At 74.6% G+C, this 25943-nt stretch carries 22 protein-coding genes and 1 pseudogene; 10 read left to right on the plus strand and 13 right to left on the minus strand.

All coding sequences use genetic code 11. The features are described 5' to 3' along the window. Positions 1–3 precede the first annotated feature (3 nt). From IE265_RS05550 to IE265_RS05560, 3 genes are all read right to left on the minus strand, one after another. On the minus strand, positions 4–786 hold the full coding sequence (locus tag IE265_RS05550) for an SDR family NAD(P)-dependent oxidoreductase (protein ID WP_190034217.1): 783 nt from the start codon (positions 784–786) through the stop codon (positions 4–6). Positions 787–796: 10 nt separating this feature from the next. Then, positions 797–1735 (minus strand): LLM class F420-dependent oxidoreductase, encoded by a 939-nt coding sequence (locus IE265_RS05555; RefSeq protein WP_190034218.1) that lies wholly within the window; start codon positions 1733–1735, stop codon positions 797–799. Positions 1736–1880: 145 nt separating this feature from the next. Beyond that, a complete protein-coding gene (locus IE265_RS05560; protein WP_190034219.1) occupies positions 1881–3098 on the minus strand; it encodes an amidohydrolase family protein in 1218 nt (405 codons plus the stop codon). Between the two features lie 225 nt (positions 3099–3323). Here IE265_RS05560 and afsR point away from each other — a divergent pair, with 225 nt between their 5' ends. Together afsR and IE265_RS05570 are read left to right on the plus strand one after the other, a co-directional pair. Continuing rightward, positions 3324–6263 carry an SARP-family global regulator AfsR gene (gene afsR / locus IE265_RS05565; protein WP_190034220.1) on the plus strand — a complete coding sequence of 980 codons (2940 nt, stop codon included), beginning with the start codon at positions 3324–3326 and terminating at the stop codon, positions 6261–6263. Positions 6264–6587: 324 nt separating this feature from the next. Beyond that, positions 6588–6863 carry a hypothetical protein gene (locus IE265_RS05570; RefSeq protein ID WP_229916050.1) on the plus strand — a complete coding sequence of 92 codons (276 nt, stop codon included), beginning with the start codon at positions 6588–6590 and terminating at the stop codon, positions 6861–6863. Positions 6864–6984: 121 nt separating this feature from the next. On the opposite strand, the gene IE265_RS05575 is transcribed toward IE265_RS05570, so the two are convergent. Then, a complete protein-coding gene (locus IE265_RS05575) occupies positions 6985–8583 on the minus strand; it encodes a FadD3 family acyl-CoA ligase (RefSeq protein WP_190034221.1) in 1599 nt (532 codons plus the stop codon). 111 nt (positions 8584–8694) lie between these two features. Between IE265_RS05575 and IE265_RS05580 the strand changes: the two genes are divergently transcribed. Genes IE265_RS05580 through IE265_RS05590 form a run of 3 tightly spaced genes read left to right on the plus strand, consistent with a single transcriptional unit; the run spans position 8695 to position 11090 of the window. Further along, positions 8695–9894, plus strand: coding sequence for a lipid-transfer protein (locus tag IE265_RS05580; RefSeq protein WP_190034222.1), 1200 nt, complete (start codon positions 8695–8697; stop codon positions 9892–9894). 6 nt (positions 9895–9900) lie between these two features. Next, positions 9901–10323, plus strand: a complete 423-nt coding sequence (locus tag IE265_RS05585) for a Zn-ribbon domain-containing OB-fold protein (protein WP_190034223.1) — start codon at positions 9901–9903, stop codon at positions 10321–10323. Then, on the plus strand, positions 10320–11090 hold the full coding sequence (locus IE265_RS05590) for an enoyl-CoA hydratase/isomerase family protein (RefSeq protein WP_190034224.1): 771 nt from the start codon (positions 10320–10322) through the stop codon (positions 11088–11090). Before IE265_RS05585 ends, IE265_RS05590 begins: the two co-directional genes overlap by 4 nt. Positions 11091–11679: 589 nt before the next feature. On the opposite strand, the gene afsK is transcribed toward IE265_RS05590, so the two are convergent. Then, on the minus strand, positions 11680–14034 hold the full coding sequence (afsK, locus tag IE265_RS05595) for a protein serine/threonine kinase AfsK (protein ID WP_190034225.1): 2355 nt from the start codon (positions 14032–14034) through the stop codon (positions 11680–11682). A gap of 267 nt (positions 14035–14301) precedes the next feature. Continuing rightward, positions 14302–15054, minus strand: coding sequence for an AfsK-binding protein KbpA (gene kbpA, locus IE265_RS05600; protein ID WP_190034226.1), 753 nt, complete (start codon positions 15052–15054; stop codon positions 14302–14304). Between the two features lie 124 nt (positions 15055–15178). Here kbpA and IE265_RS05605 point away from each other — a divergent pair, with 124 nt between their 5' ends. Continuing rightward, positions 15179–15826 carry a TetR family transcriptional regulator gene (locus IE265_RS05605; RefSeq protein ID WP_190034227.1) on the plus strand — a complete coding sequence of 216 codons (648 nt, stop codon included), beginning with the start codon at positions 15179–15181 and terminating at the stop codon, positions 15824–15826. 165 nt (positions 15827–15991) lie between these two features. Here IE265_RS05605 and IE265_RS05610 read toward each other — a convergent pair whose 3' ends face one another. Both IE265_RS05610 and IE265_RS05615 read right to left on the minus strand, forming a co-directional pair. Next, the gene (locus IE265_RS05610; protein WP_190034455.1) at positions 15992–16489 is read right to left on the minus strand and encodes a nitroreductase family deazaflavin-dependent oxidoreductase; all 498 of its coding nucleotides are present in this window, start codon (positions 16487–16489) and stop codon (positions 15992–15994) included. Positions 16490–16536: 47 nt separating this feature from the next. Then, positions 16537–17718, minus strand: a complete 1182-nt coding sequence (locus IE265_RS05615; protein ID WP_190034228.1) for an acyl-CoA dehydrogenase family protein — start codon at positions 17716–17718, stop codon at positions 16537–16539. 133 nt (positions 17719–17851) lie between these two features. Here IE265_RS05615 and IE265_RS05620 point away from each other — a divergent pair, with 133 nt between their 5' ends. Next, on the plus strand, positions 17852–19033 hold the full coding sequence (locus IE265_RS05620) for a thiolase C-terminal domain-containing protein (RefSeq protein WP_190034229.1): 1182 nt from the start codon (positions 17852–17854) through the stop codon (positions 19031–19033). A 211-nt stretch (positions 19034–19244) separates the two neighbouring features. On the opposite strand, the gene IE265_RS05625 is transcribed toward IE265_RS05620, so the two are convergent. Both IE265_RS05625 and IE265_RS05630 read right to left on the minus strand, forming a co-directional pair. Continuing rightward, entirely contained in the window at positions 19245–19859 is a 615-nt protein-coding gene (locus tag IE265_RS05625) for a dihydrofolate reductase family protein (protein WP_190034230.1), read from the minus strand. A 733-nt stretch (positions 19860–20592) separates the two neighbouring features. Continuing rightward, positions 20593–21046, minus strand: a pseudogene (locus tag IE265_RS05630) (GtrA domain-containing protein); the annotation flags it as partial. Between the two features lie 314 nt (positions 21047–21360). Between IE265_RS05630 and IE265_RS05635 the strand changes: the two are divergent. Together IE265_RS05635 and IE265_RS05640 are read left to right on the plus strand one after the other, a co-directional pair. Then, entirely contained in the window at positions 21361–21786 is a 426-nt protein-coding gene (locus IE265_RS05635) for a pyridoxamine 5'-phosphate oxidase family protein (RefSeq protein ID WP_190034231.1), read from the plus strand. A gap of 54 nt (positions 21787–21840) precedes the next feature. Next, positions 21841–22509 carry a pyridoxine/pyridoxamine 5'-phosphate oxidase gene (locus tag IE265_RS05640; RefSeq protein ID WP_190034232.1) on the plus strand — a complete coding sequence of 223 codons (669 nt, stop codon included), beginning with the start codon at positions 21841–21843 and terminating at the stop codon, positions 22507–22509. A 38-nt stretch (positions 22510–22547) separates the two neighbouring features. Here IE265_RS05640 and IE265_RS05645 read toward each other — a convergent pair whose 3' ends face one another. The 3 genes from IE265_RS05645 to IE265_RS05655 all read right to left on the minus strand — a co-directional run bounded on the left by IE265_RS05645 (position 22548) and on the right by IE265_RS05655 (position 24287). Beyond that, positions 22548–23156: a GNAT family N-acetyltransferase gene (locus IE265_RS05645; protein ID WP_229916051.1), complete on the minus strand. Its 609-nt coding sequence runs from the start codon at positions 23154–23156 to the stop codon at positions 22548–22550. A gap of 139 nt (positions 23157–23295) precedes the next feature. Next, positions 23296–23838 (minus strand): Zn-ribbon domain-containing OB-fold protein, encoded by a 543-nt coding sequence (locus IE265_RS05650; protein WP_190034234.1) that lies wholly within the window; start codon positions 23836–23838, stop codon positions 23296–23298. After that, complete coding sequence (locus IE265_RS05655; protein WP_190034235.1) at positions 23838–24287, minus strand: DoxX family membrane protein; 450 nt, start codon at positions 24285–24287, stop codon at positions 23838–23840. The genes IE265_RS05650 and IE265_RS05655 overlap by 1 nt, the downstream gene beginning before the upstream one ends. 279 nt (positions 24288–24566) lie before the next feature. Between IE265_RS05655 and IE265_RS05660 the strand changes: the two genes are divergently transcribed. Beyond that, positions 24567–25781, plus strand: coding sequence for a flavin-containing monooxygenase (locus tag IE265_RS05660; protein WP_190034236.1), 1215 nt, complete (start codon positions 24567–24569; stop codon positions 25779–25781). Positions 25782–25943: the final 162 nt, after the last annotated feature.

Here is a 25943-nt window from a genome sequence, read left to right on the forward strand (position 1 = left end):
GTTTCAGAGCACGGCGACCCCCGCCAGCCACCCTCCGTCGATCACGAACGGCTGCCCGGTGATGTACGAGGAGTCGTCGCAGCTGAGGAAGAGCACGAGCCGCGCGACCTCCTCGGGCCTGCCGATCCGGCCGAGCGGCACGAGCTTGCGGTAGAAGGCGTCCAGGGCCCTGGAGCCGCGCTCGGCGTCCACCGAGGGGTCCAGGAGCGCCGGGTTGGACATGGCGGTGTCGATGGCGCCCGGGCACACCGCGTTGACCCGCACCCCCCGGTCCGCCAGCTCCAGGGCCGCCACCCGGGTCAGCCCCAGCACGGCGTGCTTGGTCGCCGCGTACGCGCCGACGGCCGCCATGCCGGTCAGGCCCGTGTACGAGGCGGTGTTGACGACCGTCCCGCCGCCGGCCTCCGCGATGCGCGGCCCGGCTGCCCTGATCCCGAGGAAGCAGCCGACCTGGTTCACCTGCACGACCTGCATGAACTCGTCGAGAGGGGTGTCGACGAGGGCGTTGAACCGCAGGATGCCCGCGTTGTTGACCAGGCCGTCGATCCTCCCGTACGCCTCCTCGGCGGCGGCGACGGCGGCCGCCCAGTCGTCCTCGCTCCGTACGTCCAGGTGGACGTACCGGGCCCGGGGGCCCAGCTCCTTGGCCAGCGCCTCGCCCTGGTCGTCGAGCACGTCGCCCAGGACGACCTCGGCGCCCTCCTCGACGAAGAGCCGCGCCTCCTGCTCGCCCTGCCCGCGCGCCGCGCCGGTGATGAGGACGACACGTCCGTCCAGCTTGCCCATACGGCTCTCCCTAGAGGTGCGGCGCCACGTCGGTGCCGAACGCCGTCATCTGGTCGATGAGTTCGCCGCGGCTCCGGGACCGGAACCGCACCTGGATCTGGTGCACGCCCATCGCGCCGTACTCCCGCAGGGACTCGGCCAGTTCGTCCGGGCCCCCGCTGAGCGTGCGGCGTCCCACGGACCACTGCGGGCGCCCCACGTAGAGCGGCTCGGTGATCGCGCCGACGGTCAGCGGGTCGCCGACGCCGGCCTCCTCCCTGAGCCGGCGGACGGTGGCTATCTGCTCGGGCAGCCGCTCGCGGGGGTCGCCCTGCGGCAGCCATCCGTCCCCCTTCACGGCGGCCCTGCGGACGGCCGCGGGCGAGGACCCGCCGACCCAGACCGGCACCCGTTCCTGCGCGGGCCTGGGCCGCTGCCCGAGTCCCTCGAAGTCGTACAGCTTCCCGTGGTGGACGGGGTACTCGTCGGGGCCCAGCGCGGCGCGCAGCGCGTCGACGCACTCGTCGAGGACCGCTCCCCGCCGCTCGAAGTCGACACCCAGCGCCTCGAACTCCTCCCGCACGTGGCCCGCGCCGACGCCGAGGACGAGCCGGCCGCCGCTGAGGTGGTCCAGCGTCGCGTACTGCTTGGCCGTGAGGAGCGGATGCCGCAGACCGACGACCGCGACATGGCTGAGCAGCCGCACCCGCTCGGTGATCCCGGCGAGGAAGGCGAGGGTGGCGACCGGGTCGTACCAGACGGTGCTCATGGCCGGGGCGAGCCGCCGCGGGATGCCCACGTGGTCGCAGCTCGCGAGGTAGGCGAAGCCGAGGCGGTCGGCGGCCCCGGCGATCGCGGCGAGGTCGCCCGGGCCCGCGTCCGCCTCCCACTCCTCGGTGTACAGGGTGCTCTGGGACTGGACGGGGAGCTGCATCCCGTACTCCAGTCGCCCTTCCGGCAGGACCTGCATCAGCGGCTCCCCTTGTCTGACGATCCGTCATATTCGTGAGCGGGCACCCATCGTGCTGACCGACGCACCGTCGTACAAGGGGTGCGTGTACGCGCGTCCGGCGACCGGGCGGGAGGCGTGCGCGTCCGGCGACCGGGCCGGGGCCTCAGGGGGCCCAGAGCCCGTCCTCGGTGAGCCCCAGCAGTTCGATGGCGTTGCGCCGCACGATCCGGTCCACCACGTCCGGGTCGAGGTGGCCCATCTGCGCCTCGCCGACCTCGCGCGACTTGGGCCAGGTCGAGTCGGAGTGCGGGTAGTCCGTCTCGTAGAGCACGTTCCCCGCGCCGATGGCGTCCAGGTTCCGCAGACCGAAGGCGTCGTCGAAGAAGCAGCCGTACACGTGCTCGGTGAAGAGTTCGGAGGGCGGCCGGTGGACCTTGTCGGCCACACCGCCCCAGCCGCGGTTCTCCTCCCACACCACGTCGGCCCGTTCGAGGATGTAGGGGATCCAGCCGATCTGGCCCTCCGCGTACATCACCCTGAGGTTCGGGAAGCGCTCGAACTTGCCGCTCATCAGCCAGTCGACCATGGAGAAGCAGCAGTTGGCGAAGGTGATGGTGGAGCCCACCGCGGGCGGTGCGTCCGCCGAGGTCGAGGGCATGCGGCTGCTCGACCCGATGTGCATGGCGATGACGGTGCCGGTCTCGTCGCAGGCGGCGAGGAAGGGGTCCCAGTAGTCCGTGTGCACGGAGGGCAGCCCGAGGTGCGGAGGTATCTCGGAGAAGGCCACGGCCCGCACCCCGCGGGCCGCGTTGCGCCGCACCTCGCGCGCCGCCAGTTCCGCGTCCCACAGCGGGATGAGGGTGAGCGGGATCAGCCGGCCCCGGGCCTCGGGCCCGCACCACTCCTCCACCATCCAGTCGTTGTAGGCGCGCACCGACAGCAGCCCCAGCTCGCGGTCCGACGCCTCGGTGAAGGTCTGGCCGCAGAAGCGCGGGAAGGTGGGGAAGCACAGGGCCGACTGGACGTGGTTGACGTCCATGTCCGCGAGACGCTGCGGGACGTCGTACGACCCCGGGCGCATCTGCTCGTACGTGATGACTTCGAGCCTGATCTCGTCGCGGTCGTAGCCGACCGCGGTGTCGAGCCGGGTGAGCGGCCGGTGCAGGTCCTCGTAGACCCACCAGTCGCCGATGGGCCCCTCGTCGCCGGGGGCACCCATGACCGGTGCGAACTTTCCGCCCAGGAAGGTCATTTCCTTGAGCGGGGCACGGACGATGCGCGGCCCCCGGTCCCGGTACCGGGACGGGAGCCGGTCCTGCCAGACGGTGGGGGGCTCCACCGTGTGGTCGTCCACCGAGATGATCTGCGGGAAGGTCTCCATGCGTTGTACGGTAGCGCTGATCTGACGGTCCGTCAGCTCTCTGGCGGGGGCCCGCGGGACGGGCTTCGGGGCGGCCCCGCGGACGTGGGGACCCCGTGCGGGTTCCGTGCGGGGCCGCGCGACTTGGCACCGCCGCCTGTGACGGCTGTCTCCCACGGCTGACGCATCCGCCATGAACAAGGCAAACTGGCCTGGTTGTCATGACGGTTCGGCAGGGGGACAGCGATGGACGGTGTACCGCGAGTACCGGAGCAGCGGCATGCCGAGGAGTCGGTGACGCTCCGCTTCGGCGTGCTCGGCCCGGTGCGCGCCTGGCGCGGGGCGGAGCTCCTGCCCACCGGCTCCCCCCAGCAGCGCGCGCTGCTGGCCGCGCTGCTGCTCCGGGAGGGCCGCACGGCCACGGCGTCCGAGCTGATCGACGCCCTGTGGGGCGACGAGCCGCCGTCCCAGGCACTGGCGGCGGTCCGCACCTACGCGTCGCGGCTGCGCAAGGTGCTGGACCCCGGGGTCCTGGTCAGCGAGTCCGGCGGGTACGCGATCAGGTCCCTCGGGGAGGGGGCCCTGGACGTCGCGCTGGCCCAGGAGCTGGCGGCCGACGCCGAGAAGGCAAAGGGCTCGGGCGACCTGTGTCTCGCCCGTTCCCTGCTCAACAGGGCGCTCGGCCTGTGGGACGGCGAGCCGCTGGCGAGCGTCCCGGGCCCCTACGCGGAGACCCAGCGGGCCCGGCTCGACGAGTGGCGGCTCCAACTGCTGGAGTCGCGCCTGGACATGGACCTCGAACAGGGCTGCCACGCCGAGGCCGTCTCGGAGCTGACGGCGCTGACCGCGGCGCACCCCCTGCGGGAGCGGCTGCGCGAACTGCTGATGCTCGCGCTGTACCGCTCGGGCCGGCAGGCGGAGGCCCTGGCGGTGTACGCCGACACACGGCGCCTGCTCGCCGACGAGCTGGGCGTGGACCCGCGCCCCGGCCTGAAGGAGCTCCAGCAGCGGATCCTGCGGGCCGACCCGGGGCTGGCCGAACCGTCCGCCCCCGTCGCGGAGCCCGCCGCCGCGCCCGTGCGGCCCGCGCAACTCCCCGCGACCGTGCCCGACTTCACCGGACGCTCCTCCTTCGTCTCCGAACTGGGCGACGTGCTCGCCTCCGCGGACGGACGGGTCATGGCGGTCTCCGCGCTGGCCGGCATCGGCGGCGTGGGCAAGACGACGCTCGCGGTGCACGTGGCGCACCGGGCCCGCGGGGCGTTCCCCGACGGGCAGTTGTACGTGGACCTCCAGGGCGCCGGAGCCCGGGCGGCTGAGCCCGAGACCGTGCTGGGCGCCTTCCTGCGCGCCCTGGGCACCGCGGACTCGGCGATCCCGGACTCCCTGGAGGAGCGGGCCGCGCTCTTCCGCTCGATGCTCGACGGCCGCCGGGTGCTGGTCCTGCTCGACAACGCGCGGGACGCCGCCCAGGTACGGCCCCTGCTGCCCGGCACCGAGGGCTGCGCCGCGCTGATCACGTCCCGGGTCCGGATGGTGGACCTGGCCGGGGCGCACCTCGTCGACCTCGACGTGATGTCCCCGGAGGAGGCGCTCCAGCTCTTTACGAAGATCGTCGGCGGGGAGCGGGTCGCGTCGGAGCGGGAGGCCGCCCTCGACGTGGTCGCGGCCTGCGGCTTCCTGCCGCTGGCGATCCGTATCGCGGCCTCGCGGCTCGCGGCCCGGCGGACCTGGACGGTCTCGGTGCTGGCGGCGAAGCTGGCGGACGAGCGGCGGCGCCTGGACGAGCTCCAGGCGGGCGACCTGGCGGTGAAGGCCACGTTCGAGCTGGGCTACGGGCAGTTGGAGCCCGCGCAGGCCCGCGCGTTCCGGCTGCTCGGGCTGGCCGACGGGCCGGACATGTCGCTGGCCGCGGCGTCGGCCGTGCTGGACCTCCCGGAGACGGCGGCCGAGGACCTGCTGGAGTCCCTCGTGGACACCTCGCTGCTGGAGTCCGCCGCGCCCGGCCGCTACCGCTACCACGACCTGGTCCGCCTCTACGCGCGTGCGTGCGCGGAGCGGGACGAGCACCCGCCGAGCGAGCGGGGCGCGGCGCTGTCGCGGCTGCTGGACTTCTACCTGGCCACGGCTGCGGAGGTGTACGCGATCGAGCGTCCGGGCGACCGCCTGGTCGCCGCCCTCGAGCACACGGAGCACCCGGGGCTCACGTTCGCCGAGGGGTCCGCCGCGCTGGACTGGCTCTACACGGAGGCGGCCCCCCTGCTGGCCTCCGTACGGCAGTCCGCGGGCACGGAGCGGCTGCGGCGTGCGGTCGACCTGCTGTGGGCGGCCAAGGACCTCACCGAGTCGGGTGCCGACTCCCACCAGTACGAGGCGACCGCCAGGGCGATGTGCGAGGCCACCCGGGCGTCGGGGGACGTGCGGGCGGAGGGCAGGGCCCGGACGATCCTGACCGACGTCCTGCTGGTCTCGGGCCGCATCCAGCAGGCGGCCGAGGAGGCACGGGTCGCCATGGAGCTGGCCGGTTCCGCCCGGGACGCCACCGCCATCAGCTGGGTCGCCAACAACCGCGGGCTCATCTGCCTCCACCAGGGGCGGTACGCGGACGGCAAGCCGTTCTTCGACCAGGCCATCGAAGGGCTGCGGGCGGCGGGCAACCGGCCCTTCGAGGCGACCAGCCTGTGCAACCTCTCCCGCGCCCACCTGGGCATGGGGAACATCGCCACGGCCGTGGAGTTCGCCCAGCACGGGGTCGCGATCCACGCGGAGTTCGGCCGGACCGTGCGCCTCGCCAACAGCCACTACGCGGTGGGCATGGCCCTGCACAGGGCCGGCCGGCACGCCGAGGCGCTCGGCCACTACAACGAGGCCCTGGGCATCCTCAGGGACCACCGGCAGCGCCTGTGGGAGGGCACGACCCACTTCCGCATCGCCGAGGTGCACCTGTCCGCCCGCCGGCCCGCCCAGGCCGCCCAGCACGCCGAACAGGCCCTCGCGCTCAGGTGCATCGGCGGCGACCGGATGCGGGGCAACGTCCTGACGCTCCTCGGGAGGGCGCTCACCGTACTGGGGCAGGTGGACCGGGCCAGGGCCTGCTGGCGCGAGGCGCTCAACCTGTACGAGCAGAGCGCGGCCGTGGAGGCCGACGAGGTGCGGGCGCTGCTCGCGCCGGCCACGGCGGCCTGAGCGCAGGGTCCGCGCGCCCGGCCTCCCACCGGGCTCCCGGCGGGCTCCCGGCCGGACCTCCCGCAGCGCCTCCCCCCGGGTCCACCGCCGGACCCCGCGGCGCCTCCCCCCGCGCCTTCCACCGGCGGGGGCACCGGCGTTCAGCATTCGTTTATCGGCGACCGGCACTCTCTACCTGTCACACCGTCGCGTCGGGGGGCAGACGGTCTGACTTGGGGCCCGACCGACTAGTCTGCGGCTCCGAACGCCCGTCCGGCGGCCCTCGGGGGAGCTTCCGGACGGGCGTTTCTTCACTCGTCACCACTGCGGAGGAAGTCAAAGCCCATGAGCGACAAGAAGCACGACACGGACGCTGCGCTGCCGAACGGCTCGGTCACGGACGAAGAGATCACCACGCTCGACAACCCGATGCCCGCCCCGCCGTCGGGCAAGGACGTCGTCACCAAGGACAACCCGATGCCGACACCGCCCGCGCCGCCGGCCGGCAACGGCGTCACGACCATGGACAACCCGATGCCGGCTCCGCCGTCGGGCAAGGACGTCACCACGATGGACAACCCGATGCCGGCCCCGCCCGCGCTGGGCCTGGACAACAAGTAGACCTTCCGTCCCGACGGGGATCGGCCGCGGTGGCACCGAGGGGGAGCCACCGCGGCCGAGGCGTGCCCGGACCCGCCGGCGCCCCGGCTGCGCCCCGCCGACGGCCCGGCGGCCCACGGGCTCACCGTCCCCGCAGCTCGCCCTTCACCACCTTGCCGCTCGCGTTGCGCGGGAGTCCGGTGACGAACTCCACGGCACGCGGGACCTTGTAGTTGGCCATCTCGCGGCGGGACCAGGCGATCAGGTCGTCCGCGGTCAGCGGGCTGTCCGGGCGGCGCACGACGTAGGCCTTGCCCACCTCGCCGAGCCGGGCGTCCGGCACGCCGACCACCGCCACGTCCGCCACGTCCGGGTGCAGGCCGAGGAGCTGCTCTATCTCCGCCGGGTACGCGTTGAAGCCGCCGACGATGAACATGTCCTTGATCCGGTCCGTGATCCGCAGGTTGCCCGCGGCGTCCAGGACGCCCACGTCCCCCGTGCGGAGCCAGCCGCCGGGGGCCAGCACCTCGGCCGTGGCGGCCTCGTCCTCGTAGTAGCCGCTCATCACGTTGAAGCCGCGGACCAGCACCTCGCCCGGCGTGCCCGGCGCCGACGCGTTCCCCCGCGCGTCCGCCACCCGTACCTCCGTGCCGGGGATGGCGCGCCCCGACGTCCGGGCGATGACGCCCGCCTCGTCCCCCCGGCGGCACATGGTGACGATGCCGCTGGCCTCGGAGAGCCCGTACGCCGTGAGGACCGTCTCGATCCCGAGCTGCGACTTCAGCCGTTCCACCAGCCGCAGCGGCACGACGGCCGCTCCCGTCACCACGAGCCGCAGCGCCGAGAGGTCGTACGTGTCCCGCGCCGGATGGTCCAGCAGGGACTGGTGGAGCGTCGGCGGCCCCGGGAGCACCGAGATGCGCTCCGAGGCCACGTTGGCGAGGACGGTGTCCACGGTGAACACCGGCTGCGGGACCATCGTCGCGCCGCGCATCAGGCAGGCGATCACCCCGGCCTTGTAGCCGAAGGTGTGGAAGAAGGGGTTCACGATCAGGTAGCGGTCGTCGCGGCGCAGCCCGGCCAGGTCGCTCCACACCTCGTAGGCGCGCAGCGTCTGCGCGTGGGTGATCACGGCGCCCTTGGGGCGGCCGGTCGTGCCCGAGGTGAAGACGATGTCCGAGGGGTCGCCCGAGCGGACGGCCGCGGCCCGCTGCCACACCTCGCCCGCGTCGACGGTGTCCCCGCTCGCCAGGAAGTCCTTCCAGGTGCGGAAGTCGGCGGGCGCGTCGTCGGACAGCACGACCACCTGCTCCAGGTCCGGGAGGCCGGGCAGGGGGCCCGTCCCGTCGCCCTGCCCGGCGGCCCGGCGCAGCGACGCCACGTACGACGTGCCCAGGAACGTACCAGTCACGAACAGCAGCCTGACGCGGCTGCGGGACAGCACGTAGGCCGCCTCCGCGCCCTTGAAGCGGGTGTTCAGCGGGACGAGGACGGCGCCCGCGGAGACCGCGCCGAGCGCCGACACGATCCAGTCCACGGTGTTGGGCGCCCACACGGCCACCCGGTCGCCGGGGGCCACGCCGGCCGCGACGCACGCGGCGGCCGCGCGCTCCACCCGGGCTCCCAGCTCGGCGTAGGTGACGCGCGCACGGCCCTCGACGACCGCCTCGGCGTCGCCGTACCGGGCGGCGGCGTCCCGCACCAGCCCGGGGATGGTGCCCCACTCCAAGTCACCGCGCACAGCGGGCCTCCCCACGGTCGACACACCACTAGCTGACTACCCGTCAGATTAGCTGTAGCCTGACGGCCTGTCAGCCACAGCCGCCTGGCCGTCACACGGAGGTGCGCGCACATGGCACGGACCCTGCCGGGAAGAACCGCCTCTGGCATCCCCCCGGGCATCCCCTCGGGAATCAAGGACGCGACCGCCGTCGTCGGGATCGGCCGGACCCCCTTCGCGAAGCAACTGCCCGGCAGCGAGAAGGAGCTGGCCTGCCGGGCGATCCTCGCCGCCCTGGACGACGCCGGGATCTCCCCCGGAGAGGTCGACGCCCTCGCCTCCTACACGATGGAGGAGACCGACGAGGTCGAGGTCGCGAAGTCCGTGGGCCTCGGCGACCTCACCTTCTTCAGCAAGGTGGGCTACGGCGGCGGCGGTTCGTGCGCCACCGTCGCGCACCTCGCCGCCGCCGTCGCCACCGGGCAGGCGACGGTCGGGGTCGCCTGGCGGTCGCGCAAGCGCGGCTCGGGCCCGCGTCCCTGGCGGAACACCGCCGTCCAACTGCCCACGCCCGCCCAGTGGACCCGCCCGTTCGGCCTGCTGCGGCCCGTCGACGAGATCGCCATGCTCACCCGCCGGTACATGCACGAGTACGGCACGACCCGGGACCACCTGTTCAACGTCGCCCTCGCCTGCCGGAACCGGGCCAACCAGAACCCGGCCGCGATGATGTACGAACGGCCGTTGACCCGCGAGATGTACATGACCTCGCGGTGGATCAGCGAACCGCTGTGCCTGTACGACAACTGCCTGGAGACGGACGGCGCGCTGGCCTGCGTCGTGGTGTCCGCCGCCCGCGCGGTCGACTGCCGGCAGCGGCCCGTCTACGTCCACTCCGCGGCCCAGGGCCTGCCCGCCCAGCACCACGGCATGGTCAACTACTGGAACGACGACCCGCTCACCGGGCCCGCCTGGACCGCGGCCCGGCACCTGTGGAAGCACGCCGACTTCACACCCGAGGACGTCGACGTGGCGCAGATCTACGACGCGTTCACGCCGCTCATACCGCTCTCCCTGGAGGGCTACGGCTTCTGCGGACGGGGCGAGGGCGGCGCGTTCACCGAGGGGGGCGCGCTGGAGATCGGCGGACGCCTCCCGATCAACACCGCCGGCGGCGGGCTCAGCGAGGCGTACGTGCACGGCTTCAACCTGATCACCGAGGGCGTGGAGCAGTTGCGCGGCACCAGCACGGCCCAGGTCCCCGGGGCGGCCACCTGCCTGGTCACGGCCGGCGAGGGTGTACCCACCTCCGCCCTGCTGCTGAGGAGTTGAGACGACATGCTGACACCGGTCGTGGACGACGACGGGGCACCCTTCTGGGAGTACGCCGCCCGGGGCGAACTGCGCGTGCAGGCCTGCGGCGGCTGCGGCGAGCTGCGCTTCCCGCCCCGCCCCTGCTGCCCCCGCTGCCAGTCCTTCGACGGCGAGTGGCGCAGGATGAGCGGCCGGGGCCGGATCTGGTCCTACGTCGTCCCGCATCCGCCGCTGCTGCCCGACTACGCCGAGCGGGCCCCGTACGGCGTCGTCGTGGTCGAGCTGGCGGAGGCGCCCCGCATCCGGCTCGTCGGATACCTGGTCGGCGCTCCGGGGGCGGGGCTGGGCTCGGTGCCACCGGACCGCATGCGGATCGGGGCCAGGGTGCAGGTGGTCTTCGGCGGCGCCGACGGGGCGCTTCCGCAGTGGATGCCGGAGCGCCCGTGACCCTGCGGACGGAGGTCGACAGGGGGACGGGAGTCGCCGTGCTCACCCTGGACCGGCCCGAGAAGCTCAACGCCCTCGATCTCGCCACGGCCGACGGACTGAAGGCCGCCTGGCAGGAGTTCCGGTACGACGACACCGTCCGGGCGATCGTCCTCACCGGAGCCGGCGGGCGGGCGTTCTGCACGGGCCTGGACCGGAGCGCCGACGTGCCGCAGCCCGGCTCGCCCTACATGGTGGACGACCCGCTCGCCGCGGTCGGCCCCAAGGCGGGCGGCCTGTGGAAGCCCGTGATCGCCGCGGTGAACGGCATGGCCTGCGGCGGCGCCTTCTACCTGCTCGGCGAGTCCGAGTTCGTGGTGGCCGACGAGAGCGCCACCTTCTTCGACCCGCACACCACCTACGGCATGGTGAGCGCCTACGAGTCGGTCTACCTGGCGCAGCGGATGCCGCCGGGCGAGGTCGCGCGGATGGCGCTGATGGGCACCGCCGAACGGATCTCGGCACGGCGGGCGTACGAGGTCGGGCTGGTCTCCGAGGTCACCCCGCCGGGCGAGGCGGTCACGGCCGCCGTGCGGTGCGCGGACGTCATCGCCTCCTGCCCGACGGAGGCCGTGCAGGGCACCGTGCGGGCGGTGTGGGCGGCACGGGAGGCGGCGCTGACGGCGGCCCTGTCGTACGCCCCGCACCTCGTGTCGCTCGGCAATCTGCCGGCCGAGCGGCAGGCGGGGCTCTTCGGCGCCCGCCGTCCGGGGTTCCGCACGCGCTGAACGGGTGTCCGGAAGGCCCGTGCGGGGCCGGCCGCCGGGCCCCGCGCGTCCGCCGGACGCACCCGGGCGGCCGCCTCCCGCGGAGCGTGTGCACCGCGTGGCGGGCCCGCCCGGCCGGGCGTAGCGTCGGGAGCGGGAGCGGGGAGAGCGGGCCCGCGCGCCGTGCGGAGCGTCCTCGGGCCGGCGCCGCTCCCGCCGGGACGACGGCCGCCGTACGGAGCCCTTCCGTGACTGGTGCGACGGCCGTCACGGACGTCGGCCCCACGACCGTGGGCCGTCGCCGCGAGCGGTGCGCGGACGTCCTGCACCCCCGTCCGGCTTCTCCCGCCGCGGCGGGTGCGGTGATGACCACGCCGGCCGGCCCGCCGTTCCGGTCGCGAGCACCGGCGGATCCGGCCGGCGTGGTCATCACCGCACCCGCCGCGCCACTGACGGCGACCGCGGGGCCCGACCGGGGCGGCTGCGCGTCGCCGCCCGCCGCCGCGCACGCCTGGGCCGCCGTCCCGCGGCGCCCCCGCCTTTCCGCGGCCCCGCCCCCGTACGTGCCGCGGCCGGGCTCCACGCCCCGGCAGGGGGCGCGCCCGCGGGGTCACGTCCTCGCCGTGCCCGTGCCCTTCTCGGCGTCCAGCGCGTACACGCAGCGGTCCTTGCTGCACGCGTACACCACGCCGTCCTTGACCACCGGAGCACCGGTGATCTCGCCGCCGGTGGCGAGCTTCCAGCGCAGGCGGCCGTCGTCGGCCTTCAGCGTGTAGAGCAGGTGGTCGGTGGAGCCGAAGTGGATCCGCCCGTCGGCGACGGCGGGCGCCCCGACGATGTCGCCGCCCGCCTGGAAGCGCCACTTCGGCGTGCCCGTGACGGCGTCCAGCGTGTAGAGCCCCTTGCCGCTGCCCACGTGCACGTGCCCGGCCGACACGAGGACCGGGTCGACGGAGGAGCGGGACTCGGTGGCGATGCGCCAGCGGTCGCGGCCGTCGGTGGCGTCGAGGGCGTACACCGTGCCGAGGTAGTCGGCGAGGTACACCCCGCCGCCGGTGACGGCCGGGCCCGGGGCGAACGTGGGCGGGCCGAGGAAGACGGCCGGAGCCTCGAAGTGCCAGCGGACGTGCCCGCCCGCGATGTCGACGGCGAGGACCCGGGTGCCCGCGGACACGTACACGTACCCGTCCTCGGCCGGGGTCAGCCGCACCGGGACGCCGCCGCAGGACGCGGCGTCGCCGATCGGGTAGGACCAGCGCTCGTCGCCGGTGCGGGCGTCGAGGGCGCGCAGCCGGGCGTCCTTCCAGACGTAGACCGTGCCCTCGTGGACGACCGGTCCCGCCTCGGGCGACTCGAAGTCGGTCTGGGCGCCGGTGATCTCCCAGAGCCTGCGGCCGTTGGCGGCCTCCCAGGCCTGTACGCCGCCGCCGCGGGTGCCCGTCACGACGGTGCCGCGGTCGGCCTTGAGGGAGTACACCCAGGCATCGGTCTGGATGCGCCACAGATCGGTTCCCTCGCGGGCGTCCAGGGCGAAGAGGGTGGGCCCGTCGGAGGCGTGCACACGGCCGTCGGAGACCGCCATCGACCAGGCGACGTCCCGTGTCTTGAAGCGCCGGCGGCCGGTCGCCACGTCCAGGGCGTGCACCTCGAACGAGGTGACGTAGACGAGGTCCCCCGCCACCGCGGGCGTACCCCACACGTCGTTCGACATGCGGAAGCGCCACGGGCGCCAGGACGAGCCCGCGTCCGGGCCGGGCGCGGGCGAGGGCACCGGGACGGGTCCCGCGGCGTCGGCGCCGTTGACGCCGGGGCGCGGCCGGGACCAGGAGGCGGCGAGTCCCGCCTCCGGCGGGGGAGCCTTCACCGCGGCGGCGCGGGCGTCCGCGACGCGCGGCCCCGGCCCGATCGGGACCTGGGCGCCCGCGAGGCGGACGGGACCCGCGTCCGGGGCCCCGCCGTGCCGTCCGGCGCCCGCGCCGACCGGCACGGGCGGGGCGTGCGGGGGCGGCGGCGGGACCACGGGCACGCCGCGTCCGCCGCTGCGTCCGGAGGGGGGCCTGGGGGCCGGGCGTCCGCCGCGGCGCGTCTCGATGAGGCCCACGGCCCGCTCGGGCAGCCAGGCCGAGGCCGTGCCGCTGTCGTCGGAGCCGGAGCCGAAGAGGTGGGGGGCGAGCTGGGCCTGGAGGTCGGCGGGGTTGGGACGGGCCGGCGCCTCCATCTGCATACAGGACTCGATCAGCGGCCGCAGCTCGTCGGGGAGCCCTTCGAGGTCGGGGCCCTCCCTGAGCAGCATGAACACGGTCTCGACCGGGTTGGCGCCGTGGAAGGGCGCGTGTCCCGTGGCCGCGAACACGAGCATCGAGCCGAGCGAGAAGACGTCGCTCGCGCCCGTCACGCTGCGGGAGTCCTTGGCCTGCTCGGGTGACATGTAGGCGGGGGTGCCGACGGCGACGTTGGTCATCGTCAGACGTGTGTTCGAAACCCCGGAGGCGATGCCGAAGTCGATGACGCGCGGTCCGTCCTCGACGACGAGCACGTTGGACGGCTTCAGGTCGCGGTGGACGAGGCCGGCGCCGTGGATCGACTGCAGCGCCTCGGCGACACCCGCAGCGAGCCAGCGGACCGCCTGGGCCGGCAGCGGCCCGCACTCGGTCACTATTTCCTCGAGGGAAGGCGCGGGGACGTAGGCGGTGGCCAGCCAGGGCACGGCCGCCCGCGGGTCGGCGTCCACGACGGCCGCGGTGTAGAAGCCGGACACCGCCCGGGCCGCCTCGACCTCGCGCGTGAAGCGGACCCGGAAGAGCTGGTCCTCGGCGAGTTCCGTCCTGACCGTCTTGATCGCCACCCGACGGCCCGAGGCCGAACGCGCGAGATAGACCAGCCCCATGCCGCCGGCACCCAGCCGTCCCAGCACCTCGAACGGCCCGATCCGCCGCGGATCGTGCTGTGTCAGCTGATCCACCACTTGCCTGCCACCTCCCCGTACGCGGCCGCGCAACCCAGCCACCGCTCCAGCCACTGCGCAGCGTCTCACCACCGAACCGGTCCGGTGGCACGCACCCCGATTGTTCCTGGCCCGGGCCCCGGTTGCGAACCAGGTGACGAATCGGGATGTCTTTCGACATACCCCGGCAAAACTGATGGTCCTGCCTTGGTTTTCAACGCCACCCGGTGCTTTTCTGCGGCTTTCGGAGCCCCGGACCCGCGTTTGCGCGCGGGTGCGCCGCGAATTTCAGCGCTGGAAGAGGGCGAAGGACGCCCCCTGGTTGTCGGTGACGACCGCCACATGCCCGTACGAGGTGTCGAAGGGCGGCGCCTGGACCCGGCCGCCGAGGCGCACCACCGTGCCGAGGGCGGCCTCGCAGTCCTCCACCCCGAAGTGGACGAGGAAGTGCGGCGGCATCTCCGCGAAGAAGACGTCGGAGACATGGGCCCGGCCGAAGTCCCGGGTGGTTCCGGGCCCGAAGAGGGCGTCGTGGAAGAGGGTGCTGTAGAAGGCGTCGGCGACGGCGGTGTCCCGCGCGTACAACTCCACCCAGCAGAAGGAGCCGCGGCCGTGCCGGACGCCGAATCCGGGGAGTTCGGCGCCCTGCCACAGCCCGAAGACCGCGCCCTCGGGGTCGGTGGCGAGCGCCGTCGTGCCGTAGTCGCCCAGTGGAACGGGTGCCGTGATCACCTGACCGCCCGCCTCCCTGACGCGGCCGACCAGTGCCGCGGCGTCCGGGGTGGCGAAGTGGACCGTCCACACGGTGGGCATCCGGCCGTCCCGCTTGGGGGCGAGGGAGGCCACGGGCTTCCCGTCGAGGTCCGCCCGCACGGAGCCCCCGTAGGGGCCCTGGGCCGCCCCGGTGGGCGCGAAGGGCTCGAAGGTCCAGCCGAAGAGTTCACCGTAGAAGCGCTTGCCCGCCTCCACGTCCGGAAGCTGGGCGTCCACCCAGCAGGGGACACCCTCGACGAAAGCGGAAGACGCATCGGATCCGGCCATGCGGCCAAGCTAACGGCCTTCCGCACATCCCGCAGAGCGGGCCGCACCCCCTCCCACCAGCGCGGGGCACCCCATTTGCAGTCGGCCGAATCGCGCTCCGATCACCCCTCGGTAAGCTGACGGCATGACAGGACAAGTGCGTACCGTCGACGGCCGCGTGGCCGGTCGGCGCGGGCAGGCGACGCGGCAGAAGCTGCTCGACTGCCTCAGCGAGATGCTCAGCTCCTCGCCCTACCGCGACGTCAAAGTCATCGACGTCGCGCGGAAGGCAGGCACTTCACCGGCGACCTTCTACCAGTACTTCCCGGACGTCGAGGGCGCCGTCCTGGAGATCGCCGAGCACATGGCCGCGGAGGGCGCCGGGTTGACCGAACTCCTCGAGGGCCGCTCCTGGGTGGGCAAGGCCGGCTGGCAGACCGCGCAGGAACTCGTCGACGGTTTCCTGGAGTTCTGGCGCAGGAACGACGCCATCCTGCGCGTCGTCGACCTGGGCGCGGCCGAGGGCGACAAGCGCTTCTACAAGATCCGCATGAAGATCCTGAACTCCGTGAACAACTCCCTCACGGACTCGGTCAAGGAGCTCCAGGCGAAGGGCAAGGTGGACAAGGACGTCAGTCCGGCGGCGATGGCCGGTTCCCTCGTCGCGATGCTCGCGGCCGTGGCCTCGCACCAGAAGGGCTTCCAGTCCTGGGGTGTGAAGCAGGCCGAACTCAAGCCCAATCTCGCGCTGTTGGTGTACCTCGGCGTGACGGGCAGGAAGCCCACGAAGTAACCGCCGGACGCCTGGCTCCCGTTCGGACGCGCGTCCTGTCACGCGGGCGGCACACCCTCCGCGGTGCGCCGCCCGCCGCGTCCCCCGGAGGGCCCGCGGCCCCGGAGGGCCCGCACCCCGGAGCCGCCCGCCCGCGGCCCGGTGGGGCCGGGCGGGGCCGCCCCGTCAGCGTCGGACGATCCTGAAGAGCCGGATCTCCCGCTCCACCCGGGCCTGGTACGTCGCGTACGGCGGCCAGAAGCCCAGCAGCGCCTGCCAGGCCGCGGCCCGCTCCGCACCCTCCAGCAGCCGGGCCGTGACCGGGATGTCCTCGCCCCGCCAGCTGATCTCCGCGTCCGGACGGGCCAGCAGATTGGCGGTCCAGGCCGGATGGTCCGTGCGCCCGAAGTTGGAGCCGACGAGGAGCCAGCTCTCCGGCGGCGCCTTCGCCGCACCGCCCCCCGCGCCCGTCTCCGGCATGCAGGCGAGAGGAGTGCGCCGCGGCAGACCGCTGCGCGCGCCCGTCGCGGTCAGGACGACCCCCGGCAGCAGTTGCGCGCTGAGCAGGACCCTGCCCTGGGTCAGCCGGTGCACCGCGCGGTCCATCGCGGGGACCACATGGGGCGCGACCTTCGCGAACGCACGGGTCGAGGAGACCTTCTGCACGAGTCCGGCCCCGGGAATCCTGCGGACGTGCGGGGACCCGGCGGGCCCGTCCCGTCGGTCGGGGGTCACACCGCCACCTCCCCGCCGTCGAACAGCCCCGCGGTGTCCGCCGCCCGGGCCCTCAGCCGGTGCACCGGCCCGAAGAGCAGCTCGTCGCCCGCCGCACGCTTGAAGTACAGATGCGTCTCGTGCTCCCACGTGAAGCCGATCCCGCCGTGCAGCTGGACGGCCTCGGCGGCGGTGGCCCGCAGCGTCTCCAGCGCCTGCGCGAGGGCCAGCCCTCCGGCGCGCCCGCCGCCGGACGCGGTGGCCCAGGCCGCGTAGTACGCGGCGGACCGCGCGGCCTGGACCTGCACGTAGCGGTCGGCCAGCCGGTGCTTGACCGCCTGGAAGGAACCGATCGCGCGGCCGAACTGCTCGCGCCGGCCCACGTGTTCGACGGTCCGCTCCAGGACGCGGTCGGCGGCGCCGACGGCCTCGGCGGCGAGGACCGCGGCCGCCGAGTCGCCGACGGCCGCGAGGGCCCGTGCCACCTCGGCGGACTCGTCGTCGCCCAGCAGTTCCGCCGCTACGTCCCGCACTTGGACACGGGCGCGCGGCCGGGTCGCGTCGAGGGCGGTCTGCCGGGTCCGGGTACCGCCGTCCCGCAGGAGGAAGAGCAGGGTCCGCGACCGGGCGAACCCTCCCGTGTGGGCGGCCACGAGCAGCAGTCCCGCGCTGTGCCCGTCGAGCACCTGGTCCACCTCGCCGTACAGCCGCCATCCGCCGTCGGCCCGGCGGGCCTGCACACCGCCCGCGCGGCCGCCGCCCGCCCAGTCCCCCCGGTTGTCGCCGCTCAGTCCGAGGGCGGTGGCGAGAGCCGCTCCCGGCACCGCGAGAGCGGCCGTCAGCTCTCCCGAGGCGATGCGGGGCAGCAGTTCGGCGCGCTGCGCCCCGGTGCCCAGGGCCAGCAGCAGCGGCGCGCTCAGCACGGCCGACGCGAGGAACGGCGAGGGGGCCAGGGCCCGCCCCAGCTCCTCGGCCGCCAGCGCGCTCTCGGTGACCGAGCAGCCCGCGCCTCCGTGGGACTCCGGCAGGGCGAGCCCGGGCAGGCCGAGCTGTCGCGACAGGGTCTCCCAGAGCGCGGGGTCGTGCCCGGCCGCACTGTCCACGGCGGCACCCACCTCCCGGGGGCCGCAGCGCCTGAGGAGCAGTTCCCGGAGCGTGCGGCGGATCTCGTCCTGTTCCGCGGTGAAGGCGGCGTCCATCGGCGGGCTCCTCCCCCCGGGCCGACCGTGCGGTCCGGATCTGACGGGCCGTCATGTTAGGGCGGCGACCAGCAGATGCACAGGGGTTGGACGCCTCCCGCACTCCTCCGTATCTGATGTACCGTCAGATTTCATGACTCCAGGGACTCCGTCGAAGCGCAGGGTGGCCGTCGTGGGCGTCTCCCTCTCCGACTGCGGCCGGGTGGACGGGGCGACGCCGTACGCCCTGCACGCCCAGGCGGCCCGCCGCGCCCTCGCGGACTCGGGCCTCGACCGGTCCGTGGTCGACGGATTCGGCTCGGCGGGCCTCGGCACGCTCGCGCCCGCCGAGGTCGCCGAGTACCTCGGCCTGCGCCCCACCTGGGTCGACTCCACCTCCGTCGGCGGCTCGACCTGGGAGGTGATGGCGGCGCACGCGGCGGACGCCATCGCCGCGGGACACGCGAACGCGGTCCTGCTGGTGTACGGGTCCACCGCCCGCGCCGACATCCGGGCGGGCCGCCGCACGGGCGACCTGTCGTTCGGCGCCCGCGGCCCCCTCCAGTTCGAGGTCCCGTACGGTCACACGCTGATCGCCAAGTACGCCATGGCCGCGCGCCGCCACATGCACGAATACGGCACCACCGTCGAACAGTTGGCGTCGGTGGCGGTGCAGGCGCGGGCGAACGCGGCGCTCAACCCGGACGCCATGTACCGGGATTTGATCACCGTCGACGACGTGCTCTCGGGCCCGATGATCGCGGACCCGTTCACCAGGCTGCACTGCTGCATACGCTCGGACGGCGGGGCCGCGGTCCTGCTGGCGGCGGAGGAGTACGTGCGCGACTGCCGCACAGGGCCCGTCTGGGTGCTGGGCACCGGGGAGCACGTCTCGCACACCACCATGTCCGAATGGCCCGACTTCACGGTGTCGCCGGCGGCGGTGAGCGGCCGCACCGCCTTCGAGCGGGCCGGGGTCCGGCCGCACGAGGTGGACCTGGCGGAGATCTACGACGCCTTCACCTACATGACCCTGGTGACGCTGGAGGACCTCGGCTTCTGCGCGAAGGGCGAGGGCGGCGCGTTCGTGGGCAAGGACCGGCTGACCGTGGCGGGCGGCGGACTCCCGGTGAACACCGACGGAGGCGGCCTGTCCGCCCATCACCCGGGCATGCGCGGGCTGTTCCTCCTGGTGGAGGCGGTACGGCAGCTCCGCGGGGAGGCCGGTGAACGGCAGGTGCGCAGAGCCGGCGGCGGGCTGCCCGAACTGGCGGTGGCCTCCGCGACGGGCGGCTGGTTCTGCTCCTCGGGCACGGTGGTGCTCGGGCGGGGCTGAGCGGCGGACCCCGGGAGCCGCGGGCCTCCGGGGGCCGGTGGTGGCCGGTGGTGGCCGTCGGGCCGGTGCCCCACGGTCGGTGCCCCGCGGGGCCGGTGGTGGCCGACGGGCGGGGTACCCCCGGAGCCGGTGGCGGCCGGGGCACCCCGAGGAGGCGGCACCCCGAGGAGGGGACGCTCCGCGGGAGGCGCCCGTCCCGGTACCGGCGCCCTCACTCCCCGGACTCGGGCAGGTGGGCCCTGGCCTCCTCGTAGCCCGCGTCACCGGGCGCGTCGGCCGGACCGTACACGAGGTTGAGCACACCGGTGGTGAACGCCTCCGAGGAGACGAGCTTCAGCGGGACCGGCTCCTCGCCCTCGTCGAACAGCCGCATGCCCTTGCGCACGGCGATCGGGTGCACCAGCAGGTGCAGCTCGTCCAGCAGTCCGGCGGCGAGGAGCTGCCGGACCACCGAGACCGAGCCGCTCAGGGCGATCGTGCCGCCCTCCTCGTCCTTCAGGGCGGTGACGGCGTCGACGAGGTCGCCCTGGAGCTGCTCGGAGTTGCGCCAGGTGAACTCCAGCTTGCGGTGCGACAGGACGATCTTCCGCGCGTCGCCCAGGGTCTTGGCGAAGCCCGCGTCCTCGCCGCCGGCCTCCTCGCGCTCAGGCCAGGCGCCCGCGAAGCTGTCGTACGTCCTGCGGCCGAACAGCATCGTGTCGGCCTCGCCGAGACTCGCGCCGACGGCGGCGCCCATCTCGTCGTTGAAGTACGGGAAGTGCCACTGGTCGGGCGCCTCGACGACGCCGTCGAGCGAGATGAACAGGCCGGCGATGATCTTCCTCATGATGTGCCTCCGCGATGGTGTCGGTGCCCGGTGTCGTCGGATTGGACGGCAGGGCCCGCCGAAACTCATCGGCGACGCCACGGCGATCCGCCCCGGCCCCCCGGACGGAGTCGGGGACGGGGTCGGAAACAGGGTCGGGCCGCTTACCCGGCGGAGGCGGTCGCGAGGGGTGCCGGGGCGAGGGCGACCGGGGCGAGGGGCACCCGGCCGTGCGGCGGACGGACCGCGGCGCGGTACGGCCTGCGCGGCCCGTCCGGGACCGCCCCGGCCTCGCGGCACCGGCCCGTCCGGCGCCCCGCGACCCGCGTCCCGGCCGTCAGCCGTGCCGGAGCCGCCCGCCCGGCGGAGGCGCCGCCGGGGTGCCGGCGCCCGCCGGGCCCGCACGCCGGACCCCCGCCCAAGCCGTGGGACGCAGGGCGGGAGGGTGGGAAAAGCACAGGGCGGGAGGGTGGGAAAAGCACAGGGCGGGACGGCGGGAGGGAAGTCGGGCGGGGCGACCGGGACACCGGCGCGCGGGGCCCCGTACGGACCGCAGCGGGGCCGGAGCCGCGCGGCCGGCCGGGTCCGTGGGCCGGTCGGGACGCGCCGACCGGCACGGAGGGCGACGCGCACACGGAGGCGAGCACGGGGACGCGCGGGGAGGCGGGCACGGGGACGCGCGGGAGTGTCCCGGTGCCGGGGCCGGGGAGCCCGGCGGCAAGGTCCCGTGCCCCTGTCGCGGCGGCACCGTCACGGTCGCCCGCGAACACGAACATCCGCAGCACCAGGAACCGTCCGGTCCCCGCGAGCCCGGCCGCGCCGAGGTAGACGGCCTGCTCCGTGAGCGCGCCCGGCGAGGACCGCACCAGGTGCAGCGCCAGCATCGCGAGGGAGGTGACCGCGTACGCGGCGGTGGCCGAGCCGGCGGACTGCCAGTGGCGCCGCCAACCGGCACGGCGTCCGGTCCCGAAGGTGAAGAGCGCGTGCAGCTCAGTGCACAGCGCGGTCGAGGCGACGGTGACCAGGGCGTTCGCCGCGGACCAGGGCATCAGCCCGGCCAGCAGTGCCACCGCCGCGCCGGACAGGACCCCGACACCGCCGCCGCAGACCACGAACCGGACGAAGGAGGCGAGCGGCCCCGGCGCGGCCGTGCCCGGCGCCACGGGCCCGGACTCCGTCCTCGGCTCCGGCGCGGGCTGCGGCTTCATGGGGCAATTCCCTTCCGGCGGGCGGTCGTCGGACCCTTGTCCGACCTGCCCCAAGCCTGCCGCCGCCCGCGTGCGCCCACGAGAGAGCCCGCACCCGGATCGATGGTGGAGCTGTCCCCACCCCCGGCCGGGGGACCGCGCCCGCACGGTCCGCGCCGGGGCGTCCCGCAGGCCCCGCACCACCCGGGCGCGGGTCGGGAATCCGCTGTACCCGACCCGGAATACACGGCGGGGCGGGAGGCGCTGACACCGGTGAAGCCGGAACATGTGAACAGGCACCGCCCGCACCCGTCCGCACCCCCGGAGGAGTCCGCATGGCCCTGTCCCGTGATGAGCGAGAGAAGTTCCTGGCACAACCGCACGTCGCCGCCTTCTCGGTGGACGGCGGGGCGGGACGCGCGCCGCTGACGGTGCCGATCTGGTACCAGTACGAGGCCGACGGGACCGTTTGGGTCATGACCGGGCGCGACTCGCGCAAGAACCGGCTGATCGAGGCGGCGGGCCGGTTCTCCCTGATGGTCGACCGGCTCGAACCCACGATCCGGTACGTGTCCGTCGAGGGGCCGGTGCTGGAGAGCGTTCCCGCGACCCGCGAGCAGTTGGTGGAGATCTCGGCGCGCTACCTGCCGGCCGACAAGGTCGACGCGTACGTCGACGTCGCGTGGAAGGAGCACGGCGCGCAGGTCGTCGTCCGGATGCGCCCCGAGCACTGGTTGTCGGCCGACCTCGGTTCCCTCTGAGCGGTCGCGCGGGGCGGCGGGCCGGCCGTTGCCGGCCCGCGTGACAATCGGGGCATGAGTGCCGACGCCTCCCCCGAATTCGAGCGGCTGCTGAGGTCCCAGCGCGTCTGGGACACCGAGCTGCCCCCGTTCGCCCCGGACACCGCCCCCGCCGGGCCGCTGCCGCTGTTCGAGCAGTGGTTCGCGGAGGCGGTGGCCGCCGGGCAGCCCGAACCGCACACGATGTCCCTGGCCACCGCCGGCGCGGACGGCCTGCCCGACGTGCGGACCGTGATGCTGCACGGCGCCGACCGGCAGGGCTGGCACTTCGCCTCGCACGCGGGCAGCCGCAAGGGGCGGCAGCTCGCGGAACGCCCGTACGCGGCCCTCGGCTTCTACTGGCCCGTGCAGGGACGCCAGGTCAGGGTGCGCGGCCGGGTGTCCACCGCGCCGCCCGAGGTCGCGCACGCCGATCTGCACGCGCGTTCCACCGGGGCGCTCGCGTCCGCCCTGGTGGGCCGCCAGAGCGAGGTACTGGACTCCACGCCGGAGCTGGCGCGCGCCTCCGAGGCCGCGTGGGACCGGGCCGCCCGCGAACCGGACGCGCCCGCGCCGTCGTGGACGGTGTACGTACTGGACGCGGACGAGGTCGAGTTCTTCCAGGGCGACGCCCGCCGGCGGCACGTACGGCTCGACTACCGCCGGGACGGGGAGGCCTGGACCCGGCGGCTGCTGTGGCCGTAGCCGGCGTCCCGGCCGGGTCCGCGCGCGGACCCGGCCGTCTAGAGCCCCGCGGGGAGGGCGGGTTCGGGGTCCGTGGCCAGGCGCGCGTGCAGGTGCACGTCCCGGAACTCGTCCTGCCGCCCGGCCTCGAACATCGCGCCCCGCAGGGTTCCCTCGTACGGGAAACCGCACCGCTCGGCGATCCGGCACGACGCGTCGTGGCCGAGGGCATGACCCAACTCGACCCGATGCAGGCCTAGTTCCTCGAAGGCCCAGCGGACGGCCAAGGCGAGCGCGTGCGTGGCCACATGGCGTCCGCGCGCCTCGGGCAGGGTCCAGTACCCGACGCGGGCGACGCGTACGACGTGGTCGATGTCGTTGACCCCGACGTGCCCGAGCGTCGTGCCGCTGTCGGCATCGGTGACACGGAAGGAGAAGCCAGTCCCGTCCTCGCCGGCCTTCACCCGGGCCGCCAGCGACTCCCGGGCGGCGTCCAGGTCGTCGACCGGTTTGAGCGGGGTGTTCCACCGCTGGAACTCCGGGTCGGCGTAGCCGCGCAGCCACGCGTCCAGGTCCGCGGCGGCCGCGGCGTCCCACGGACGCAGGCGCAGACCCCGCCCCTCGAGTTCGGGGAAGGGCGCGGGCCGGGACTCGTGGAGGTCGTTCATCGGGCCATTGAACATCGGACCGCCGCGACGCGCCGCAGGGGGTCTCCCCGGTCGGCGGCCGGGCGCGGCGGGACCGGGCTGCGCACGGCCCGGTCCGCCCGGGGCTGGTCCCGGGAAGCTGCGGAACGGCCCGGGGCCGTCAGGAGGGTGCGGGCCGGAACACGGGGACGGCGGGGACCTGCCCGTGCCGCCCGCCTTCACCGCCCCCGCCGCGCGCCCCGCGTCCGGCGTACTCGTCGCTGCCGCCGCGCCCGTCGCTCCCGGTGCCCGCGCCCTGCGGGCCGTCCGGGGCGTCCGGGTCCACGCGGCGGAAGGCGACCAGCAGGTCCATCCCGACCCGCAGGGCCTCCGCCGGGCAGTCCACCACCTCGGTCATCATGCGCGGGCCCTCCGCGAGGTCCACGACGGCCGCGGTGTACGGCGTCCGCGACCCGAAGGGCGGCAGGTCGTTCCGGTGGACGACGGACCAGGTGTAGAGGGTCGCCCGGCCGCTCGCCCGCTCCCATGCCACGTCCTCGCTCCAGCAGCGCGGGCAGAACTCCCGCGGGTAGTGGTGGGCGCGCCCGCAGTCGCCGCACCGCCGGAGGAGCAGGTGCCCCTCGGCCGCCGCGGCCCAGTACGGACGGGTGAACGCGTCCGCCTCCGGCAGGTCGGCCCGGGCGCCCGGTGCCGCGCCGCCCATCAGAACCACCCGAGGGCGCCGTCGAGGGACCATGTCTGCCACGACATCGCGAACAGGGCCACCAGGGAGATCAGCGCCATCATGGCGTTCTGCCCCTGCTCGGCCCAGTCGTGGATCATCAGCACGAGGTACAGCAGGTTGAGCAGCAGCCCGCAGGCCAGGGCCACCGGGGTCAGGAAGCCGAAAACGAGGCCCAGGCCCAGGGCGAGTTCCGCGTACACCACGACGTACGCCATCGCCCTCGGCCTCGGCGCGACGACGGCGTCGAAGCCGCGGCGCACGGCACTCCACCGGTGCTTCGCCGCGACGTCCGCCGCCCAGGCGATCCCGGTGCCGCGCTCGAACCAGCCCTTCCTGTCCTTGTGCCGCCAGCTCTCCAGCCACCACAGCCCGAGGCCGATGCGGAGCACGGCGACCCACTCCGCCCCGGTGAGCCAGATCGTGTCCATGGCCTCACACACCCTCCGCAGCACCACATCTGACGGTACGTCAGTTCAGCGCACGGGGCGCGGTCGCGCAAGAGGCCCGTACCGCCGCCGGCCGGAGTGCGCGCCGTCCGCCGCGGATGCCCCGCGCCCGCGGCGCGCCCGGAACACCCGCGCACCGCCCTCGCGCGGGCGGCCTACGACACGGGGCCCACACGACACCCCTGCAGGCGTGATCAATTCGCAACCGATTCCGGGCTTGACTGAGACCCATCAAATGACGGCGCGCATACGCTCGGGCTCATGGCCGACTCTCCCGACCCGACAGCTTCCGCGACCGCGCCCGCACCCGCGCCGCAGGACCGCCCCGTGTACGTCATCGGCGGCGGCCCCGGCGGCCTCGCGGCGGCGTACGCGCTGCGCGCCCGGGGGGTCCGGGCCGTCGTCCTCGAGAAGTCCGACCGGGTCGGGGCCTCCTGGCGGGGGCACTACGACCGGCTGCACCTGCACACCACGCGGCGGCTCTCCGGGCTGCCCGGACTGCCGATGCCGCGCGCCTTCGGGCGCTGGGTCTCGCGCGACAACGTGGTGCGGTACCTGGAGAAGTACGCCGAGCACCACGAGCTGGAGATCGTCACGGGTGTCGAGGTCTCCCGCGTGGAGCGCTCGGCCGACGGCGGCGGCTGGCTGCTGCACGCCACCGGCGGCCGCGAGCTGGCCGGCAGCGCGGTCGTCGTCGCCACGGGGTACAACCACACCCCGCGCCTGCCGGAGTGGCCGGGCCGCGAGGCGTACCGGGGCGAACTGCTGCACGCCGGCGAGTACCGCAACCCGGCCCCCTACGTCGGCCGGGACGTCCTCGTCGTCGGCGTCGGCAACACCGGCGCCGAGATCGCCGTCGACCTCGTCGAGGGCGGGGCCGCGCGCGTACGGCTGTCGGTGCGGACCGCTCCGCACATCGTGCGGCGTTCGACGGCCGGCTGGGCGGCGCAGTTCACCGGCATCGCCTGCCGCCGACTGCCGGTCGGGCTCGTCGACCGGATGGCCCGCCCGCTGGCCAGGATCAGCGTGCCGGACCTGTCGGCCCAGGGGCTGCCCCGGCCGGCCACCGGCCTCTACTCGCGGGTGACCGAGGGAGCCATCCCCGTGCAGGACGTCGGACTCGTCGACGCCGTCCGCAAGGGACGGGTCGAGATCGTGTCCGCCGTCGACGGCTTCGAGGACGGCAAGGTCGCCCTCGCGAACGGCGACCGCGTGGACCCCGACGCCGTGATCGCCGCGACCGGTTACCGGCGCGCGCTGGAGGACGTCGTGGGCCACCTCGGAGTCCTGGACGGCCGCGGACGCCCGGTCGTGCACGGCGCCCGCACCCCGAAGGACGCCCCGGGCCTGTACTTCACCGGTTTCACCAACCCCATCAGCGGCATGTTCCGCGAACTGGCCCTCGACGCCGAGAAGATAGCGAAGGCCGTGGCACGCGACGCGGACCGCAGGCTCCCGTCCCGCCTGCCGCGCTGACCGGACCCGCACCCGCACGCACAGGCGCGACGGACCGGCCGCGCACATCCGGCCGGTCCCCTGCGCGCCCCCGACCCCACGCCCCCGGCACGCGCCCGCACGAGAATCGGGCCGTACGGCACCGCACGTCCCGGTACGGCGACGGGGCGCACCGGGCCGCCG

This window comes from Streptomyces fructofermentans (genome assembly GCF_014651055.1).
GTDB classification, from domain to species: Bacteria; Actinomycetota; Actinomycetes; order Streptomycetales; family Streptomycetaceae; genus Streptomyces; species Streptomyces fructofermentans.